The 18,514-nt window shown below is 31.5% G+C and carries 23 protein-coding genes and 2 tRNA genes; 8 read left to right on the top strand and 17 right to left on the bottom strand.

Annotated elements, in window-relative coordinates; genetic code table 11:
* Positions 1-41: 41 nt before the first annotated feature.
* The 5 genes from QMD61_01675 to QMD61_01655 all read right to left on the bottom strand — a co-directional run bounded on the left by QMD61_01675 (position 42) and on the right by QMD61_01655 (position 2,528).
* Positions 42-662 (bottom strand): MBL fold metallo-hydrolase, encoded by a 621-nt coding sequence (locus QMD61_01675; GenBank protein MDI6723335.1) that lies wholly within the window; start codon positions 660-662, stop codon positions 42-44.
* Positions 663-788: 126 nt separating this feature from the next.
* Positions 789-935, bottom strand: a tRNA-Trp gene (locus tag QMD61_01670).
* A 27-nt stretch (positions 936-962) separates the two neighbouring features.
* Positions 963-1,034: transfer RNA gene (locus QMD61_01665), tRNA-Cys, on the bottom strand.
* Positions 1,035-1,210: 176 nt separating this feature from the next.
* A complete protein-coding gene (locus tag QMD61_01660; GenBank protein ID MDI6723334.1) occupies positions 1,211-2,026 on the bottom strand; it encodes a pyrroline-5-carboxylate reductase dimerization domain-containing protein in 816 nt (271 codons plus the stop codon).
* A 193-nt stretch (positions 2,027-2,219) separates the two neighbouring features.
* Positions 2,220-2,528 carry a GNAT family N-acetyltransferase gene (locus tag QMD61_01655; GenBank protein ID MDI6723333.1) on the bottom strand — a complete coding sequence of 103 codons (309 nt, stop codon included), beginning with the start codon at positions 2,526-2,528 and terminating at the stop codon, positions 2,220-2,222.
* A 137-nt stretch (positions 2,529-2,665) separates the two neighbouring features.
* Here QMD61_01655 and QMD61_01650 point away from each other — a divergent pair, with 137 nt between their 5' ends.
* Positions 2,666-2,923 (top strand): hypothetical protein, encoded by a 258-nt coding sequence (locus tag QMD61_01650; protein ID MDI6723332.1) that lies wholly within the window; start codon positions 2,666-2,668, stop codon positions 2,921-2,923.
* 289 nt (positions 2,924-3,212) lie between these two features.
* Positions 3,213-3,614, top strand: coding sequence for a hypothetical protein (locus tag QMD61_01645; protein MDI6723331.1), 402 nt, complete (start codon positions 3,213-3,215; stop codon positions 3,612-3,614).
* A gap of 84 nt (positions 3,615-3,698) precedes the next feature.
* Here QMD61_01645 and cofG read toward each other — a convergent pair whose 3' ends face one another.
* From cofG to QMD61_01610, 7 genes are all read right to left on the bottom strand, one after another.
* On the bottom strand, positions 3,699-4,772 hold the full coding sequence (cofG, locus tag QMD61_01640; GenBank protein ID MDI6723330.1) for a 7,8-didemethyl-8-hydroxy-5-deazariboflavin synthase CofG: 1,074 nt from the start codon (positions 4,770-4,772) through the stop codon (positions 3,699-3,701).
* A gap of 37 nt (positions 4,773-4,809) precedes the next feature.
* On the bottom strand, positions 4,810-5,244 hold the full coding sequence (locus QMD61_01635; protein MDI6723329.1) for a DUF2120 family protein: 435 nt from the start codon (positions 5,242-5,244) through the stop codon (positions 4,810-4,812).
* Positions 5,245-5,278: 34 nt separating this feature from the next.
* Positions 5,279-6,238, bottom strand: a complete 960-nt coding sequence (mptA, locus tag QMD61_01630) for a GTP cyclohydrolase MptA (protein ID MDI6723328.1) — start codon at positions 6,236-6,238, stop codon at positions 5,279-5,281.
* Positions 6,239-6,456: 218 nt separating this feature from the next.
* Positions 6,457-7,131 carry a DUF2100 domain-containing protein gene (locus QMD61_01625; GenBank protein ID MDI6723327.1) on the bottom strand — a complete coding sequence of 225 codons (675 nt, stop codon included), beginning with the start codon at positions 7,129-7,131 and terminating at the stop codon, positions 6,457-6,459.
* A gap of 12 nt (positions 7,132-7,143) precedes the next feature.
* Positions 7,144-8,163, bottom strand: a complete 1,020-nt coding sequence (locus tag QMD61_01620; protein ID MDI6723326.1) for a histone deacetylase — start codon at positions 8,161-8,163, stop codon at positions 7,144-7,146.
* Between the two features lie 98 nt (positions 8,164-8,261).
* Complete coding sequence (locus tag QMD61_01615) at positions 8,262-8,597, bottom strand: DUF2769 domain-containing protein (protein MDI6723325.1); 336 nt, start codon at positions 8,595-8,597, stop codon at positions 8,262-8,264.
* A gap of 71 nt (positions 8,598-8,668) precedes the next feature.
* A complete protein-coding gene (locus QMD61_01610) occupies positions 8,669-8,977 on the bottom strand; it encodes a DUF2769 domain-containing protein (protein ID MDI6723324.1) in 309 nt (102 codons plus the stop codon).
* A 137-nt stretch (positions 8,978-9,114) separates the two neighbouring features.
* On the opposite strand from QMD61_01610, the gene QMD61_01605 reads away from it, so the two are divergent.
* Positions 9,115-9,582, top strand: a complete 468-nt coding sequence (locus QMD61_01605) for an HIT family protein (protein MDI6723323.1) — start codon at positions 9,115-9,117, stop codon at positions 9,580-9,582.
* A gap of 7 nt (positions 9,583-9,589) precedes the next feature.
* Here the strand turns inward: QMD61_01605 and QMD61_01600 are convergent, their stop codons facing one another.
* On the bottom strand, positions 9,590-10,978 hold the full coding sequence (locus tag QMD61_01600) for an MFS transporter (protein ID MDI6723322.1): 1,389 nt from the start codon (positions 10,976-10,978) through the stop codon (positions 9,590-9,592).
* Positions 10,979-10,993: 15 nt separating this feature from the next.
* Complete coding sequence (locus QMD61_01595; GenBank protein MDI6723321.1) at positions 10,994-11,908, bottom strand: prenyltransferase; 915 nt, start codon at positions 11,906-11,908, stop codon at positions 10,994-10,996.
* A 251-nt stretch (positions 11,909-12,159) separates the two neighbouring features.
* Between QMD61_01595 and QMD61_01590 the strand changes: the two genes are divergently transcribed.
* From QMD61_01590 to QMD61_01580, 3 genes are all read left to right on the top strand, one after another.
* A complete protein-coding gene (locus tag QMD61_01590) occupies positions 12,160-12,576 on the top strand; it encodes a spore germination protein GerW family protein (protein ID MDI6723320.1) in 417 nt (138 codons plus the stop codon).
* A 73-nt stretch (positions 12,577-12,649) separates the two neighbouring features.
* Positions 12,650-13,246: a DUF2953 domain-containing protein gene (locus tag QMD61_01585; protein MDI6723319.1), complete on the top strand. Its 597-nt coding sequence runs from the start codon at positions 12,650-12,652 to the stop codon at positions 13,244-13,246.
* Position 13,247: 1 nt separating this feature from the next.
* Positions 13,248-13,583 (top strand): hypothetical protein, encoded by a 336-nt coding sequence (locus QMD61_01580; GenBank protein MDI6723318.1) that lies wholly within the window; start codon positions 13,248-13,250, stop codon positions 13,581-13,583.
* Positions 13,584-13,635: 52 nt separating this feature from the next.
* On the opposite strand, the gene QMD61_01575 is transcribed toward QMD61_01580, so the two are convergent.
* Complete coding sequence (locus QMD61_01575) at positions 13,636-14,115, bottom strand: Lrp/AsnC family transcriptional regulator (protein MDI6723317.1); 480 nt, start codon at positions 14,113-14,115, stop codon at positions 13,636-13,638.
* A gap of 198 nt (positions 14,116-14,313) precedes the next feature.
* Complete coding sequence (locus QMD61_01570) at positions 14,314-14,979, bottom strand: DUF4013 domain-containing protein (protein ID MDI6723316.1); 666 nt, start codon at positions 14,977-14,979, stop codon at positions 14,314-14,316.
* A 332-nt stretch (positions 14,980-15,311) separates the two neighbouring features.
* On the opposite strand from QMD61_01570, the gene QMD61_01565 reads away from it, so the two are divergent.
* Positions 15,312-16,004, top strand: coding sequence for a hypothetical protein (locus QMD61_01565; protein ID MDI6723315.1), 693 nt, complete (start codon positions 15,312-15,314; stop codon positions 16,002-16,004).
* Between the two features lie 45 nt (positions 16,005-16,049).
* On the opposite strand, the gene QMD61_01560 is transcribed toward QMD61_01565, so the two are convergent.
* On the bottom strand, positions 16,050-17,198 hold the full coding sequence (locus QMD61_01560) for a tRNA (guanine(10)-N(2))-dimethyltransferase (protein ID MDI6723314.1): 1,149 nt from the start codon (positions 17,196-17,198) through the stop codon (positions 16,050-16,052).
* A 167-nt stretch (positions 17,199-17,365) separates the two neighbouring features.
* Between QMD61_01560 and QMD61_01555 the strand changes: the two genes are divergently transcribed.
* Positions 17,366-18,247, top strand: coding sequence for a type II CAAX endopeptidase family protein (locus QMD61_01555; GenBank protein MDI6723313.1), 882 nt, complete (start codon positions 17,366-17,368; stop codon positions 18,245-18,247).
* Positions 18,248-18,514: the final 267 nt, after the last annotated feature.

Below are 18,514 nucleotides of genomic sequence, written 5' to 3'. Positions count from 1 at the left end.
ATTTTAAAGAAAATAATATTTTAAAATAAATTGAAGAGTAATTAAAAACTTTTGATAATTCTATAGGACATATTAATGTGTTCAGAACCGTTACTAACTGCAGGGCCGTGTCCTGGAAGGAGATATTCTACGTCAAGTTCGGTTAATTTTTGTATAGACTCCCTGAGCATGTTAATATCCCCTCCAATATCATATCTTCCAAATCCTCCATCGGCAAATACAGTATCGCCAGATATTAATGTTTCACCATCATAAAGGCATATTCCGCCAATAGTATGTCCTGGAGTATGAATTACCTCAAAATCATTGATTTTATCCCCTTCTTTAAGATGAAAATCAACTTTCGCTGGTTCAAGATTTTTCCCGAACATATAAGCTGCAGTTGCAATATTATCTCCCTTTTCAAGTGCAGGAGCATCTGCTTCGTGAATGCCGATTTTTGCATTGAAAAAATGGTTTCCACCGGTATGGTCAAAATGACAATGTGTATTTACAACACGCTTAATATCTTTGGCAATATTAAAACCGGCGTTTTTGATTGAATTAAGCACATATTCAAAGTTTTCTCCTGTCCCTGTGTCAACGATCACATCATCAAAAAGATAAATATTAGAGTCAAATCCAGTGCCCTCAATCATTGTGATATTGTTAAATTTTTTCATTTAATCACACTTTTATTAATTAATTAAATTTAGCATTTAAAATAAGTTATATTTAATGAGTTTTATAATAATGGTTTAATTTAAAAGTAAAAAGCTCTCAAACACTATGCGTTTGATAAGGGGAAGTGGGGTCACTGGGATTTGAACCCAGATCCTAGGATTTCTCTTGTCTCAGTACTCCAATTGATCATCATTGGGTACTAAACCTCAGCGCGCGCGTTTCTTCAAAGACAACTGGAGTCCCAGATGATAGCCTGGTTACACTATGACCCCTCGATAATAATTTATTTAAAAATTGGAAGCCAAGGGAGAGATTTGAACTCCCGTGTAATGGATCTGCAGTCCACCGCTTCGCCTCTAAGCTACCTTGGCATACCATAGCGCATTAGATACATTATATGTTGTTGGTATTTAAACCTTACGGAGTGAAACAATATCTTAAAAATTGGTGAAATTTGAATATTAAATTCAAAATTTCAATAAATAACTACTTTAGTTTTTAACGTTTTAAATCTTTCCTATTTTTAAAATAAAGTATAAAATTATAGTTATTGATCTTTTAATTTTTCTTTTATTATTTTACGCTTTTTTAAAGTGGTTTTAAGAAGTTTATCAAAGAGAAGAGGTAAGTTTTTATCCATAACTCTGATACCTTCTTCTGTGATGCCGCCTTTTGTTGCTACTCGTGAAATAATTTCTTCAAAGCTCATATTTTTATCATGAAGCAGTTTTGCAGTTCCATAAAGCGTTTTTATAACCATTTCATCCGCTTCTTTTTGACTGATATTACTGTTTTCTGCACATTTTCTGGCAAATTCCATAAAAAATTTGGCAATAAATGCCGGAGAACAGCTTGTTAAAACTGTTCCCACCTCAAAATTATTTTCTTCAATAATTTTTGCAGTGCTAATTGAATTGAATAGATTGTTTACAAATTCAGATTCATTTTCAGTCACTTTTTCATTGTGATAGATCAGAGAAACTCCTTCATTAACTTCAGAAGTTAAACTTGGGATTACTTTAGTAATTTTTCCTTGAAAGAGGCTCTCCACATTTTCAGTTGTTAATCCTGCAGAAATATAAATGATATGGGATTTATTTGAAAGATAATTTTTTATTTCTTCAATTATCTTTTTAACAGAGGATGTGCTTACAAATAGGAATATTTTATCGCATTTATTTGCTAAATCATGATTATCGTCTGTTATTTCAATTTGTGGATGCTGTTTTTTAATATCTGTAAGTTTGTTCTTTGTTCTATTTGAAATGACTATTTCATGGGGTTTTAATACATCGGAGGATAAAAAACCTTTTATTATCATGCTGCCCATGCTTCCGTAACCAATGAATCCTATTTTTGTCATGATTTTACTCCTTTTAGTTATAAATGGAAAAATATGATATTTTTATAAGTTTATCTTCTCTAAATATATTAAATTCAAATTTTCTGTAAGTTTTTCCATTTTATATATGTTGTAATTGAGTTTTTCATACAATTTGATGTTTTTTTCAGATTTATGGCCAGTTATAATCTCATATTTTTTACAGTAGCTAAATTTATCTTCTATTTCTTTCATTATATTTTGTTTCTATGCCCTGATTTTGGAAATCAGGGTGTATAATAAGTCTTCCTATATAACAAGTTTCTGAATCTATTAAATTTCCCATTACAGAGCCAATTATTTTCTCATTTTCAACTGCTTTCAGAAATATGCCCTTCTTAAATTCATCTTTTATTTCATCCAGAGTTTGTAGGAGGGGAGGGATTTTAAAGCCGTTATAAATTTCTGCCTCGCTTTGATAAGCTTTTTTTTGAAGGGAAAGTATTTCACTTAAATCAGATTCTTTAGCTCTTTTAATAATCATTCTAATCATCAAAGTTTAAGTTTTAAGAATATTTAACTTGTTTAATACTATATGCTATTAAATAAGTGATAACAGGTCTTTCTTATTTAATAAAATTTATATATAATTTGTTATAAACATCTAATTGGTGATTGAACATGGCAGTGGTGTATGATCCTGTAACTATTGTTAATCTCTTTTTTTGCATAATAATAGTATTTCTGGGTTATATGGGATATAAAAAGATGGATAATGCGCTTCCTCTTTATATTGGTGTGGCATTTGGCCTCTTTGGTATTTCACATCTTGCAGTTATTCTTGGATATGCGAGCTCAGAAGCGGGTTTAGTGCTAATTAGAGGATTTGGGTATCTAATAGTTATAGCTGCTCTGTATATCATAGCTTTTAGACAGTAAATGATATTGGATTCTGTGGAGCATAGATGAAAAATTTAATAGATTTTACAGATTATCTGTTAATTTATTACCTTAATTTTTATTATTGATTTCATTTTGATCAAATAATTTAAAAACTTTATATATCTTTTTCAAGGATTTAAATGAAAATTATAGCAAATATTGGATTTTATTTCTGTTTTATTTGGATTTAAAGTAATTTCTGTTAAATAATTAAATTTTATATATAATAAATAATAATTATATATTAATTAGTATTACATTTTGGAATAGTATTGGAGCTGTAAATATGAATAATATTAATATTTTAATTTTTGAAAATGAAGCCTTTACTGCACTAAATCTTCAAGAAAGGTTTAAATTTTGGGGTTACAGATCTCCATTTATAGTTTCATCAAAAAAAGAAGCTCTCCAAATAGCTAAAGATATTAAACCTGATTTAGCATTGATTGATATTGGATTAAAAAATAAAGACGATGTAATTGAGATTGCTAAAAAAATAAGTGATGATTTTGATACAGCGGTTGTATATATTCTTCCCTTCTATGACGAGGAAATTATGGGATGTATAAGGACTACAAAACCATATGGATTTCTATTGAAGCCTTTTGAAGAAAATCAAATAAAATTTAAAGTAGAAGAGGCTCTTTACACACGTAAATTAGTTAAAAATTTGATTGCAAGTAAATGATATTTTAAATTATTATATTTACTTCATTGACTAATTTGATGGGATATATAACGACATTTTTAAAATAAAAACATAAAAAATAGATTAAATGATCTTTTTCAAAATTTTACCGCTTAAAAATTCAGGAGAGACAAATTTTTCATATACAGGAAGCCTTTCATCTAAAAATAAACCCATTTGTTCTGTCATTATTCTAAGATCCTCTAATTCAGGCCAGGGTGCTTCTGGATTAACGTAATCTTTTGTAATTGGTGAGACACCACCCCAATCATCAGCTCCTGCAAGTAGAAATACCTGGGCAGTCCGTTTATTTAGATTTGGAGGAACTTGAACTCCAATATCTGGAAAAAGAAGCCGGGTAACAGCAACCATTTTAATCATTTCAAGTAGGGAGGGTTCTTTCCATGATTCCATGGGAATTCCAGGTTTTGGTTTGAAATTCTGGATTATAATCTCTTGAATATGTCCATATTTATCATTTATGCGCTTTATTTCCAGGAGGGATTCAGCACGTTCTTCTATAGTTTCCCCAATCCCTAAAAGTAATCCTGTTGTAAAGGGTATTTTCAGTTTCCCAGCATTTTTAATGGTTTTAATTCTTAAATATGGATCTTTACCAGGACTTTTCTCATGAGCTACTGTTTTCATAAGTCTTTTACTTGTAGTTTCTAACATTAAGCCCATAGAAGCATTTACTTCTTTAAGTTTTCTTAATTCTTTTTTTTCCAGCACACCCGGATTACTATGGGGTAAAAGCCCTGTATTATTAAGGGTTTCTTCACAGATAAAATAGAGATAATCAATCATGTTCTGGAAACCTGCATCTTTAAGAGCTACTTTAACTTCTTCTGTTTCTTCTGGACGCTCTCCAAAGGTAAATAGTGCTTCTTTACATCCATATTTATCGGCTTCATTCAAAATACTGAATATCTCTTCTTTGCTCATTAAAATTCTTGCATTTTCATTATCAGGAGTCTTTTTAAAGGTACAATATCCGCATTCGTTCCTGCAAATATCTGTAAGAGGTAAAAAAACATTTTTTGAATATGTGATTCTATTTGTGCCTCTTAATGATTCGGCAGAAGATAATAAAGATAAAATATCTCTGCCCTTTGCATTTAAAAGAGATATTATCTCATCTTTTGAATATTTGTCCATGATATCCCTGTTTATACTTAAAATAAAAAATAAAATCTCATTCGAGATTTGCAACAACAACTTCAACAAACCGGGGGCCTATTCCACCTACTTCAATCCATGTAACAATAAAAATCCCCATATTATTCTGAATCCCAAGAGCATATTCGACCTGGCAATTCATGGCTTCCAGAGATTGTTTAAGCTTTTGAATGCCTGAAACATCTGTTTCAGTTTGAATTGGTACGTTTTCCCGTATTCTTTCATCCATAATGCCCAGGAGGTTCCCGCCTTCTTTAGAGAACATATCAACCTGGCGTGCACCAATGTCCTTAAAAAGATCTGAAAGGAAAACATCCATTTTTTCTGAATCAAAACGTTTTCTGGACATTCCTCTTACAATAAGGATGTTATGGGCGTCTATAGCTGGCCGTGATCCATGAAATGCTTCTAAAGCGGTCATGATTTTTCCTGCAATTTTATTTGTTTGCATCACTGATTATCCTCTCCAGTTAGTTAGAAAATAGTTAATTACTTTTTATTTCTTCCATAGCTTCAATTTCATACTTGAGCTCGCCTAAAGTAGCTACTTTTTCTGCAAATGCATTGTGTCTGTGTATGCTTTCTTCATTAACCTGTGTTACAGTGACAAGAGTATCATCAGGGAAATGTTTGAATTCTTTTACAATTTTCTGCACCATATTTCTAACACAATCTTCGACAAACATTGGATTATTGTGGGCCTGAACAACAATAGCATTTTCATCAGGTCTTTTAAGGAGTTCGCAAACAGAAGAACTCATAGATTCTTCAATGATCCTTATAATCTGTTCCACGCGTATAACTGCCTGGTGCGGAACTTCTATCATAATCATTCCACGTCCTCGCTGATTGTGAGAAGCAAGAGAAACAGAATTAAGTACTCTTTCGGTTGTTTTTTCATCTAAAAATTCAAGTAGCTTTTCTTTTGATGTTTCACGTACAGATTCCTGAGCACATGGGCATGCAGTCATTCCTATTACTTCTGCACCCACCATTTTTCTTATTATTATTTCTTCACCATCTCTGTAACCGGTGGCATCTGCCATGATGTTGGTCATCTCCTGAGTCTTTAAATCAGTGACTGGTGACTTTTTAACAACCATAAGGTCACTTTTCATGCTTACTTCTGCTCGTCTTGCGTATTTGTGTTTTTTAAGAAGACGGGTTACTATTTCAGCACATAGTGATTCTATTTCAACGGTTGAACCGTTTACAACTTCTTCAAGCACATCGCTTATTGCTTCTGGATTTCTGGACATGTGGATTCCTCTCTGTTTACTTGGGAGATCCACATATGCATCAAAGGTTGGTAAGAGTATAATGGGTCGTTTTCCTTCTCTTTCAATTTTTAGAAGTTTTTTTACCCCTTTAACACCGACTCGTGTAAGATGCACGGGAATTTTAGGTATTTTATCTTGCGTGTCTGGAAGACATTTGATTGACAAGTTTTTTCACCCCAATTAAATGACCTTGGGCTTTGGAATTTAATAGTTAAGCCAAGTCTTTATTTTTTTCAGTGTCAATATGCAATTGATTACTATTTTATTTCAATTTAATTTATATCATAATACATTTCAACTGATTTATAAATGTAATTAAAAAAATCATTAAAACTTATTTATATGCCGTAATTTAAAAAAAAGAAGTTAAAAATAATATATTTTTATGAAATTACATTAATGAATTCTTCTGGAGTGGTATCTTTCAGGTTATCAATGGCAATTATTTTTGCATTATACAGTTCTTTTGCCCTTTTTGAAAGAATTTCACCGGCTTTATCAGTTTCAACAATTACAAAAATTTTATCCAGATTGAAAGTGCTAATTTTTCTTTCTATATCGTTTTTCACATGTTCTATTTTCTTTGAAATTCCTTCAAGTGCAGCTTCAGGGATTTTGGGATTCAAAATTTTCATATCCTCCACCTCAAGAGGCACTCCAGCCACAATTATTCGCTGAGGGTCAACTCCGAATTTTGAAAAGGATTTTTTAAAACTGCTCTTGGTTGTTAGGATTAAAAACTCTTCAGATAATTTTTTAATTTTTTCTTCAACACTTTCTTTTTCAATCACACCAAAATCAGCTAATAGTTCATCTAATTTATTTCTTACCCCTATAATTTTATTACAGAACTGATTTGAGTCATTTTCATTAAGTTTATGGGATGGTCTGCTTGAATATATAAATTCTTCAGCTTCAATCAATTCATTTATAATTTCGCCATACAAATCAGCATTTATTTTCCCTTCCTTGGGGGATTTAAGTTTTTCACATTCGACTTTGGATTTCCCTGCTTCTTTAATTAGTTGTTGAGCTTGACGAAGTCTTAATTTTTCCATGTAATATCACCATTAAAATTCAAAAAATGGGGAAAATATATCTTTTATTTGATTAAATGTGTTTTGGTTAACATCTCTGACATTCAGTTTATGTTTATAATAATCTTTACTGTTTATATTATTCAGTGCATTTATCATTTTAATGTTACACCTTGAAAGCACATCTAAATTATATCCTCCTTCTAAAATTAAAGCCATTGATTTTGTAATGCTTCTCATCTTATTTATTATATATTCATAAAAATCATCAGTGAGAGCTAAACTTGAGAGAGGATCATTTACATGCCCATCAAAACCCACGTCCAAAAAATAAAAGTCAGCACTAAATTTAGAAGCTGCAGGTCCGAGAATTTTCTCTAACATGTAAATATAGTCATCAGTTGTTGATCTGGGGGCCATGGGGATATTGAGATTATATCCTTCACCTTTCCCAGCACCAATTTCTTCTACAAAGCCTGATCCTGGGAAAATAGTCCTTGGATCTTGATGAATAGAAATATAGAGGACATCAGGGTCTTCATAGAATATTGACGCGGTTCCATTGCCGTAATGAACATCAAAATCTACTATTAAGAATTTTTTAATTTTATATATATTTCTAAGATATTCCAGTGAAATTGCTAAATTATTAAAAAGGCAAAATCCCATGGCTCTATCTCGAGTTGCATGGTGGCCAGGGGGCCGTGCAATTGAATAAGCATTTATATCCTGATTAAGAGCTAAATCCGCGGCTTTAATCGCACCACCAGCCGCTATTTTGGCTGTTTCATAGCTTTGAGGTGATGCAAAGGTATCATAGTCAACATATCCTCCTCCACCTTCACATAGACTTTTAATGTATTTCACATGGCTTTCTGTGTGAACTCTTAAAAGATCTTTTTCGGACGCGGCTTGCGGCGTTAATATATCAATTTTATCCCAAATACCTTCATTTTTAAGGGAATTAACTATTATATCCAATCTTTTTTGATTTTCAGGATGACTACCAGTTTTATGGTTTTTATAATTATCTGAATAAATTAATGAAGTCAATTTAATACGCCTTTTTATGTTATTAAAAATAAGTGAATGTTAAAATAAATATTTTTCTCAATAGAGGTTAATTATTATAATTAAAAAAAATATGGAGGTTATTCTCCTCCAGTAATTACGTCTAACTCATGTTGTTTTTCTCTTTGTTCTAATTCTCCTCCTTTTATGCAGTAAGTGTTGTAAATTTCTCCAACATCAAGTGCTTGGGCTAGAGGACATTCAGGACATTTACAGGTTTCATAATCATTTTCGCTAATGCAGTTTTCACTAGCTCCTAATGCGCAAAATAGTCTTTCATTTGCATTTTGTGCGCATTCATTGTATGTAGGACATGTTGGACAAATGCATTGGTTTTTGTAGTCTTCTACTGCTTTATTTCTTTCATCTTCGGACATCTGGCCTATTTCATCCATTTTTTGTTCAAACTTATCCATATATATCACCTGTAATAGATTTGTTAGTTATAGTTATTAATAATTTATATAATTATTTTCATAAATATTAATTAAACCCTCAAAACTTTTTTCTCATATACCAGTTTACTTCTTTTAATATCTTTATCTTTGGAGCAATAAAAAGAACTTTTAAATCCATATTTCAGGTATACAGGACAATCTTGCGGGCATAAACATTTTCTTTCATGAATAGGGCAATCACTGCTGCCTAAAATGCAATAAAAAAGTTCTTTACTTTTTTGGGTACATGTATTGTAGGTTGGACAAGCATGACAGATGCAATCTTTTTTTAGTTCTTCAATGAAGCGCTTTTTTTCTTCTTCATCCATTTCTTCAGCTTTAAAATCAATGAATTCCATGTTTTTACACCATTGGAATATTAATTTAAATTTATCTAGTAATAATTAGTATTAATTATCTAATAAAATTTTGTAAGAATAAATTAAATTAAAAAAGATTTAAAGAATTATTTCAGACATACTACTGTGGAATAAATATGAAATCCAAACACATTGAAGTACTGAAGGGCCATAATTACGGGGACTTAATTTTAGAGACTGAATACTGGTTTATTTTATTAGCACCTGACCAGAAAAATTTAGGTACCTGCGTAGTTGCATTAAAAAGGAAAGAAGGTGATTTAGCAGGACTTAAAGATGAAGAATGGAACGATTTCAGTAGTATAGTAAAGAATTTACAATCTGCATTAAAAAATGCATTTAGTTCAACAATGTTTAATTGGGGATGTCTTATGAATTCATCATACCTTAAAGATCCTCCAAATCCTCATGTGCACTGGCATTTCATACCAAGATATAGAGAAAAAGTAAAATATGAAGGTCTTGTTTTTGAAGATCCTTTTTTTGGCTTCAGCACAATGAAATCAAAGGAGGGGGTCCGTAAAATACCAGAAAATGTTCGGATGAAAATAATTGAGAAAATAAGGAGTAATCTTGAAATATAGGCTGAAATCAACTATTTTCAGTAGATACTGTCTTATCGTTATCCATTAAAAGTAGTATAAATATTGCCATAAAACAGGTTACTGTATAAACAATAAAGGCAATATTGGTGCTTTTTAGGAATAAGGGATAATATTGGGGGGTTATTTGGACATTTCCAATATATATGGCAAAAATCAGAATAACAACTCCTAAGCTTAGAACCTGCCCGGTAAACACCATTGTTGAAACGGTTGCTGAAGCAGCCCCGTATATTTTTTTGCTAACAGAATTCATAGCTGCATTTGTAGCAGGAGATGAAAAAAGACCTAACCCTATTCCAACAAGAATTAATCCAAAAATTATGAAGTTTAGAGGAGTGTATTCATTTAAAAAAGTAAATGAATAGAGTCCGATGGTAGTAATTGTCATTCCTATTGAGGCAATTATGCGAACGTTAATTTTATCTGACATTCTACCTGCAAAAGGGGATAGAATTGCCACAGAGAGGGGCTGTAATACCAATATAATCCCTGCAGCTTCAGGACTTAATAATTTAAGATACTGAAGATAGAGGCTCAATAAAAAAGTTATTGAAGTTGTCCCAATATTAATTATTAGAATAGAAAGTATTGAAATTGTGAAGATTCTATTTTTAAAGATAGATACCCTTAAAAGAGGATATTTTAATCTATTTTCATATTTTAAGAAAACTATGGTTCCTAAAATTCCAGTTAATATCAAAAATTTACCTAAATTTTCTGCAAGCATTGAAAATCCTTGCATCAGAGCAATTATTATAAAAAAGAATAGTATGGAACCGATAAAATCGAATTTTTCCCCCTTAGATCCCATCCAATCAAATTTAAGTTCGAATAACACAATTAATATTAATAAAATGCCAAAAGGAATGTTAAAGATAAAAATACTTCTCCATCCAAGTTGTTGAACTAGAAATCCTCCTAATATTAACCCACTAAAAATTCCCGTATAAACTGCGGCGACATAAATTCCATAAGCTCTTCCTCTTTCTCTAGGTTGGAAAACTGAAGAAATAAGAGCAACTCCAGTTCCAAATATCATTGAACAGCCAATACCTTGTAAAAAACTGAATATTAGTAGTGAGATGCCTGAGGAGGATATTCCTGCAAGAAATGAGGCAAATGTGTAAGTTATAATTCCATAAAGAAAAATTTTTTTTCTCCCATATATATCTGCTAATCTTCCAAATGGAAGTATTAGTGCAGCGTTAGCTAAAATAAATGCTGTTGGAATCCAACTTAGTAAAATTGCATCTAATATAAATTCTTCTCCAATAGAAGGAAGTGCAACATTGAGAGAAGTCCCCATAAAAGGTATAAGGAATGATCCAAGGACTACAGTAATTAAAACTGTATTTTTGAAATTTTCATTGCTCATTTTACCTTGCCATTATTATATCAGTAGATACACAAAATAAAGATTTACTAAAATTCCAAAGGCAAATAAAGAAGAAAGAACACGATTTACTAAGTTCATGGCAGCTATTTTGTCCTCTGTTCTATAATAATAAGCTAATATAGCAAATATCAAAGGAACTAATGAAATTATGGATATGATTTGGAAATTGATGGAAGGATACAGGTTTGTTTGGGAAATTAAAAGGAAATAAATTGTAGCTAAAAGTCCAGAAACTCCAATTAAAGTAAATCCAAATTTACGGCCTTTTTTTACAATAATTGTATTTTTTCCCCCTATTTTATCAACTTCCATGTCAGGAATTTGAACAGCGCTGATAAAAAGTGTTTGATAAAGCATTATAGCCAGTGCAAAAATGAAAAAAGGAAAATCTAAAGTTCCGGTCATGGTCAGATATCCCATTCCCGGAAAAATAATTCCAGTTAAAATGGTTGCTACTTCACTTAATCCTCTGTAAGACAATTTTATGGGTGGTGCAGCATAAAACCATGCTAATAAGTTCCCAAAAACAACAAAAATCAGGAACCATAAGGAATAGGAGTAAATGACCATGAAAACTATTGCCATAACAATAGAAATAATCATTAATGTAACAGAGAAATTTATAGCAAATTTTCTTAAGTCTGGATTTTCAACCAGAACTCCACTACCACCAGAAAAAGGTGTTGGGCTCCCATGTTTATCGCAATCAATATCGAAATATTCGTTACTGAACTGCATTGAAAGATGGGCCATGAAAAAGATTGCATAACCAAATAAAAACTTACTTAAAATAAATTCTGAGTTCAGTAAAACGGCTAACAGTGCTCCAATGCTGAAATATAAAAATCCACCGAAGACAAAGTGAAGTTCTGCTATTTTTATGATTTTTGATAATTTATTGAAGTTCATAAATCCTCCTCATCAATAAAAATCTGAATTTTAAATGACAATCAATCATCTTTAATAATATTTGTAAATAACAATATTACTTATTTGCGGTTAAATCATAATTAAGATGGGCATATTTTCAGATTTTATTGGCTGAAACGGCTTTTTTCACGTTATTTTGTTATTATACAATAATCAGCAGATAATTAATAAATTATTTAAGTCTAGTATTACATAGGTATATTAGAATTATTTTTCAGGAGGTAATAAACATGGCTGAAGAAATGATGGAAAATATGAGTAATTTGGTTAAAACGACAGTTGATGAACTTTTAAAAGTTTTAGCCACAGATAATGTAATTGGAGAAACAATGGAAGTTGAAGATAAGGTAATAATTCCTTTAACCAAAATTGGTCTGATGTTTGGATCAGGATCAGGAAGCGGAGGAATGCCTGGTCAGAAAGGTATGGGCGCAGGTGCAGGTGGAGGGGCAGGAATACAACCTGTATCAGTAATAGTCGCATTTAAAGATGTTAAAGGCCCATCAGGAGTACAAATACTGTCAGTGCGCGGTATGGGTCCTGTATCTAAACTTGCAGAAGATTTAGGTTATGCTGCTAAGAGAATGATTGAAAAAGAAGGTGGACCTAGCGAAATGATGAAAAAAAGGAAGAAAAATGATGGGTAAAAAAGGAGAAGAGGGTAAAGAAGAATTTAAAGAGCCCGGAACAATGTAAAATAATAATAAGAGTGGATCATAATTGGCATATCTTATTGCAGCCATCATAATCCTTATTATCATTTTAATTCTAATAGGGATTTTGCTGGTTCCTTTTCAAATTTCAATGAATCTTTACAGAAGGGGTCCTGTAAATGAAGGGCATTTTAAATTGAGCTGGCTAAGAATTAGGTTAATCCATAGAAAAATTCCATCGGAAGAGAAAAAACCGAAAAAAGAAAAAAAGGAAAGAAAGGAAGAAAAAAAAGTAAATTTTAATAGGATTCCAAAGATATTAATGTATCTTGAGGAATCTTTACCATCCATTCTTCGCATATTTCAGGCATTTTTAAGATCTGTTTCTATTAAAAGAATTTCAATCAATTCTATTATTGGATTGGAAAGTCCGGTTGATACGGCAATATTGAATGGTTATTTATTGGGCTTAGCTTCTATAATTAATATTTTTCCTAAAACTAATTTCACAGTTGACCCTGATTTTAATAAGGAACGTATAGACGGTTCTATATTAATAGAAATAAAATTAAGACTTTTATGGATTGTCATTGAATCTTTAAAGGCATTTACCAAAAAACCTGTAAGATCGTTATTTGGTGAACTTAGAAAAATGCGGGGATAAAATGATTAAAACGAATTTCATGAGGGAATTAGAAACAATTTTAGGAGAATTTCATGGCTCTAAATCAGATATAAATGAAATTCATAAGATAATAAAAAGTAGTATAAAACCAGAAAAAAATAAAATAGTTGGAAAGGCTATTGAGCTTGATAATAGGACAATTCACCCAATAATACAGACAGTAACTATTAAAAATAAAAGTCAGGTTTTTTTAACTGTTGAAATATTTCCTATTGCTCTGGTGATTGAAGAACCAGACGATAAATACGTAATTTCTCTTACGAATGATGAAGTTAATTCAGAAAAATTTATGGGGATGATTTCCCCTAAAAATTGAAAAATTATAAAGATTCTGGAGACATTTTTGGGTTATTTGAATTTAAACTGCCTTACCGGCTAAAAATATCTGTGGAACCCATATCTTCTTTAACTATATTTAAAACGGTCTGTGTATATGTTCTCTGCACATCGCCTTCTCTCAATAATTCTTTAACAAAGGCATCCAGTTCGGTAGTATCTTTAAATTTTGCTATTAATATGGCATCAAATTCACCGGTAACGTCATAAATGCCGATAACATTTTTATGGTAGGCAGTTTTGTTTTCCCAGTTGCTTAAAACTCCTCCTTTAACTCTAACACCTATAACGGTGGTTAATTTATAACCAAGTTTGGAATGGTCTATCTGGGGAACGAATTTTTTAATAATGCCTGATTTCATGAATTTATCCACTCTGTTATGCACCGTACCTACGGATATATTCAATTCACGTGAAATTTTCCGGTATGACATCCTACCGTCTCTATTTAATAAATTGAGGATTTTTTTGTCTGTTTCATCAATTTTTATCACATCATCTGCATCGTCCATGTTTAAACCCCTGTAAATAATATAAATTATATGAACAATGTTTAATATATAGCTTATATTATTTAAATATATTATAAAATATTGTAATATTGATAATTAAATATGAATATATTTAAGTTAAAGAATAATATTGATTTTTTTGGTAAAATAAAAAAAATAAAAAAAAGAGTTTTTGTTTGATTGAATCTTTTTTAGTAATTATTCCAGGGATTCAGAGAATAATATGCCTATAGATCTAGCTTGGAACATTGTTAGGTAGGCACTAGCTACAATCCATAATAAAGGACCTATTATGATAATGATTAAAATAGCTCCAATTATCCCAGCAATAATTCCTACAATGAATGAAGTTATCATTATTGCTATTATCCAGAGTATGTAGTCTCCCCATCCAATTGCTTTGATTCTATTTAATACTTCACTGAATCTGAATGCTGCTCCAATTTCACTGTCATACAATGCCATGTTAACAATAGCAGGATATAGTACTAAAGCAAATATTATTGATACTATAATATCTATTAACAAAATAACTATTGCTATACCAGATAATAGGGCAGAAGGGTTACTTGGGTCGCTTAACATTAATGGGAATAATGCAACGAAATATATTATTAGTGGTACAATCATGTAAACAATGCTCACAATGAGTATTTTTATACCATCAATAAACAGTTCTCCAAGATCGTCAAATCCTGGCACCTCATCAACACCTGCTAAGGTCGATTTAATGATTCTTAGCATATATCCTGCACTCATAAAGTTTACAATTGGAATTATGGATATAACAGTCAAAATGAGTATTTTTGTCCAATCGCCTAAAGGATATTTCAATGAATTTGTTATATTATCTACGATATTCACCTTTTCACCTCCGTTTTCTTTTTTGGCATAAGCCGATACTTTATATGGCTGTCATTTTATATAAATCATGCTACTTAAGGATATTAAAAAGAATTAAAATTTAATTAATTCGTTAGTTCAATATTCAACTTTTATTTTTAGTTACTGGTGTTATTATGATTTTTTCATATAAATTTCATATCATAACTCATGACAACATTTAATTACTATGATGTAAAATGAACATTAACGATCTTTATATATCTAAAAGAATAAAATTAGAATCTTAATATAAAATTTATCAATTATGAAATTAAAAAATAACAAAAACTCACTATGTAATAGGTGAAGGAATGAGATGGGGAATAGTTATTGTAATAATACTCCTGCTTATGGGGGGATTAATTTTTGTTTCAAGTGCAAATGGCACTATAGAACCTTTAGGAAGACTGGGATTCGTTAAACTTGCCAATCCAGACATGTATCCCGGACATCCACATTCTCAGCTTTTAGCACAGTATGCTGAAGAAAGAGGATCAAAATGTGCTCTTGTTGTGCACTTTGCAGGAAGTTCTAACTACAGAAGCTACATGGAAGGAAACGTTTACATAATAGAAATGGCGTTTATTGACACTCAAGGAACAGGAGCTACAGGAAATATAAATTATTTAGATTCTCTTAAAGTAGCTTTATTTGGAGTTCCTGATGGTAGATATAAATATAAATCAGATGGAAAGGTTTATGACACGTATGAAGAGGCAATGGATCATGTATATAAAAAAGCAGCAGATCACGGCCAGGAAGGACCTATTCCGATGGTATGGCATGGAACGGCAAGGAGTGGAAACCCTATAATTACTCAGGGTTGTGGATATCCATTGTACTTTGAGATAGCCAGAAGGGAATACGGAATAATCCCTGCTTATTATTATACACTCAAAGGAATGCTTTTACCGTACTTTGACTTACCATACAGGAATTTCGAGCTTCAACATGCCTCAGAACTTCAACAGTATTATACTCAGGGAACATTAGACTATGAATAAACTTTTTTATTCATTTATTTTTGAATCAATAGCCTGAATAAGGAATCACTGCTTTTTAAGCAGGATTTCTTTTAAAATAGTTAATGGGACATTAGTTTTTATTCCAGTTGGTTTAAAATGAGTCCTGGATACAAAATAACCTTCGTTTCTAAGGGCTTCAATGACATCATCAAGACGTGGAGCACTTGTTTTTAAATTTTTACAGACCTGATGGATATCATAATAGGTTGCAGGAGCATCTACCTCTAAATACGCAGTATTCAGCAGTTTAAAGGCTTTATTCTCCTGATTTATCTTTGTATCTTCTATATTTTTTAGCATGTCTTTTATGAAATCAGAATTTAATATACTACCACACCATAGAGGACCTGAAATCTTAAAGTTTTTTCCACAAACAGGACAACTTGAAGGTATTTTGGGGGCAAAACCCCTAATCAATGTTCTATAGAGGCAATTATCACAGTGCATTATGTAACCTATGTTTTTTAGGGATTCATCGGTTATCTTAGCTCCTTTTTTAATTACTGCATAGAGTCTCATGTAATGTTCGCTGCTGTGTGAAAATTTCACTTCAATACACTTTTTATATTTGGAGAAAGTGCGGGCAATGAACCCAGCAAGAATCCTGATTCCAATCTCATGACAGTATTCAGTTTTAAGGGGTTTGGCACTATATTTTCGGATACACGGCTCTTTATAAGTTCCGCATAGTGCAGAAGTGTCAGTGGCAGTTGCGCATATCATTCCGCCCGCTTTAAGGCTAATTGCAGCAGATTCAATGTAGGGGGAGGGTGTACCGAAAGGATCTATGTCCACAACATCAAATTTGCCCCTGCATTTTCTAAGCAAGATATTTGAATCCTCTTTATATACTTTAACATTGTTTAAATTGTTTATTTCAATATTTTCATTTGCATATTGAACTGCCAGGGGATTAATGTCAGTTATAACTACATTAGAGACATCATCTATTTCCTTTGCATATCTTATTCCTCTGATGCCGCTTCCGCCAAAGGCATCACAAATACTGATTTCACGACCTAATTCCTTTTGATAAGCTTTTATTGCCAGTACAGATAAGTCCCTATTTAATTCCATAACTGGGTTGTAGAAAACAGGCGCTTTCGATGATATTTTATCAAATTCAGGGGCTTTAACTGTAACCAGTCCCTCTTTAATAGTTTTTATTTCCATAATTTAGCCTGATACATTATTTGAGATATAAATGTGATATTTTTAATTTGATTAAATGGTTTATAACTTGTTGAATTAACTATAATAAGTTTCTCAATGTTTAAATAGGAAATTGTTTTATTATCTATGTAGATGAAGGAGGAATTATCATATCTAAAATAGAATTTTTGAACAATGCATATGAAGGTAAAAATAACTGGTGGAGATATCTGCTTACAATAGGGGCAACATGGGGTATACAAATAGCTTTAGGTACCCTAATAGGCATAATTTTAATGATATATCTGATCATACAGGGCAATTTTTCCATGGCCACATATAATGGATATCTATATAATCCATTCTTTTTATTACCATTGTCTTTAATTGGATTTGGGGCATCATATTTAGTTTTGTATCTTTGCATGCGCTTTATTCATCTTAGAAGCTTCATATCATTTATTACTACAAAATCAAAGATTAACTGGATGAGAGTATTAAAGGGGGCTGTGGTCTGGCTTGCTATTTTAGGAATATATACTTTAATAACTTTTTTGATTAGTCCAGAGGGTTATAAATTTACCTTTAATCCAAACACATTTGGAATTCTTTTTATTATAAGTTTAGTAACATTTCCAATTCAAGCATCATTTGAAGAGTTATTTTTCAGAGGATATTTAATGCAGGGGTTTGGATTGCTAACTAAAAAGCCAATAGTACCTCTATTAGCTACTTCTATCATTTTTGGGCTTGTTCACGTAATGAATGGGAGTAACATGACTTTAAGCATCTTTCCAGTGATTGAAGCGTCTATAATGGGATTAATGTTGGGTATAATCACTTTAGGCGAGGACAGCATTGAAACTGCAACTGGAATACATATTATGAATAACCTCTATGTGGCATTAATAGTTAGTACTGAGGGCAGTGTATTGGGTGATGTGCCATCAGTCTTAAGTGTACCGGCTGATCCATCAGGAAGTGTATTATTAACAATTATTATTTCTGCAATTGCAATAGCAATTATATTTTGGGGTAAAAAAGATAAATTGATGGCAATATTCGAATAGAAGAATGTATAGTTATATGTATTATGATAAAGGTTCATATTCTTTTATTTATTCGTTAATAGCTCAGCATATGTTTTTTCCCCATATGTCGAGAGTTTTGGTCAGGTTATGTTTTTTTAATATCTTCTTTGAATTTCATTCTTTTATATTTTTGAATTTAGATGCTATGATGTGGATTTCATGACCACAATCCGCAAGACCATTGGCCAAATTAATAATTGAGATTACTGTGCCGTTTATTTGGGGTAAAAAATGTCAAAAAATGTC

The organism is Methanobacterium sp., assembly GCA_030017655.1.
In the GTDB taxonomy this organism is placed as follows: Archaea; Methanobacteriota; Methanobacteria; order Methanobacteriales; family Methanobacteriaceae; genus Methanobacterium_D.
The sequence above is the reverse complement of the archived record's forward strand: the minus strand, read 5'-3'. Positions and strand labels throughout refer to the sequence as shown.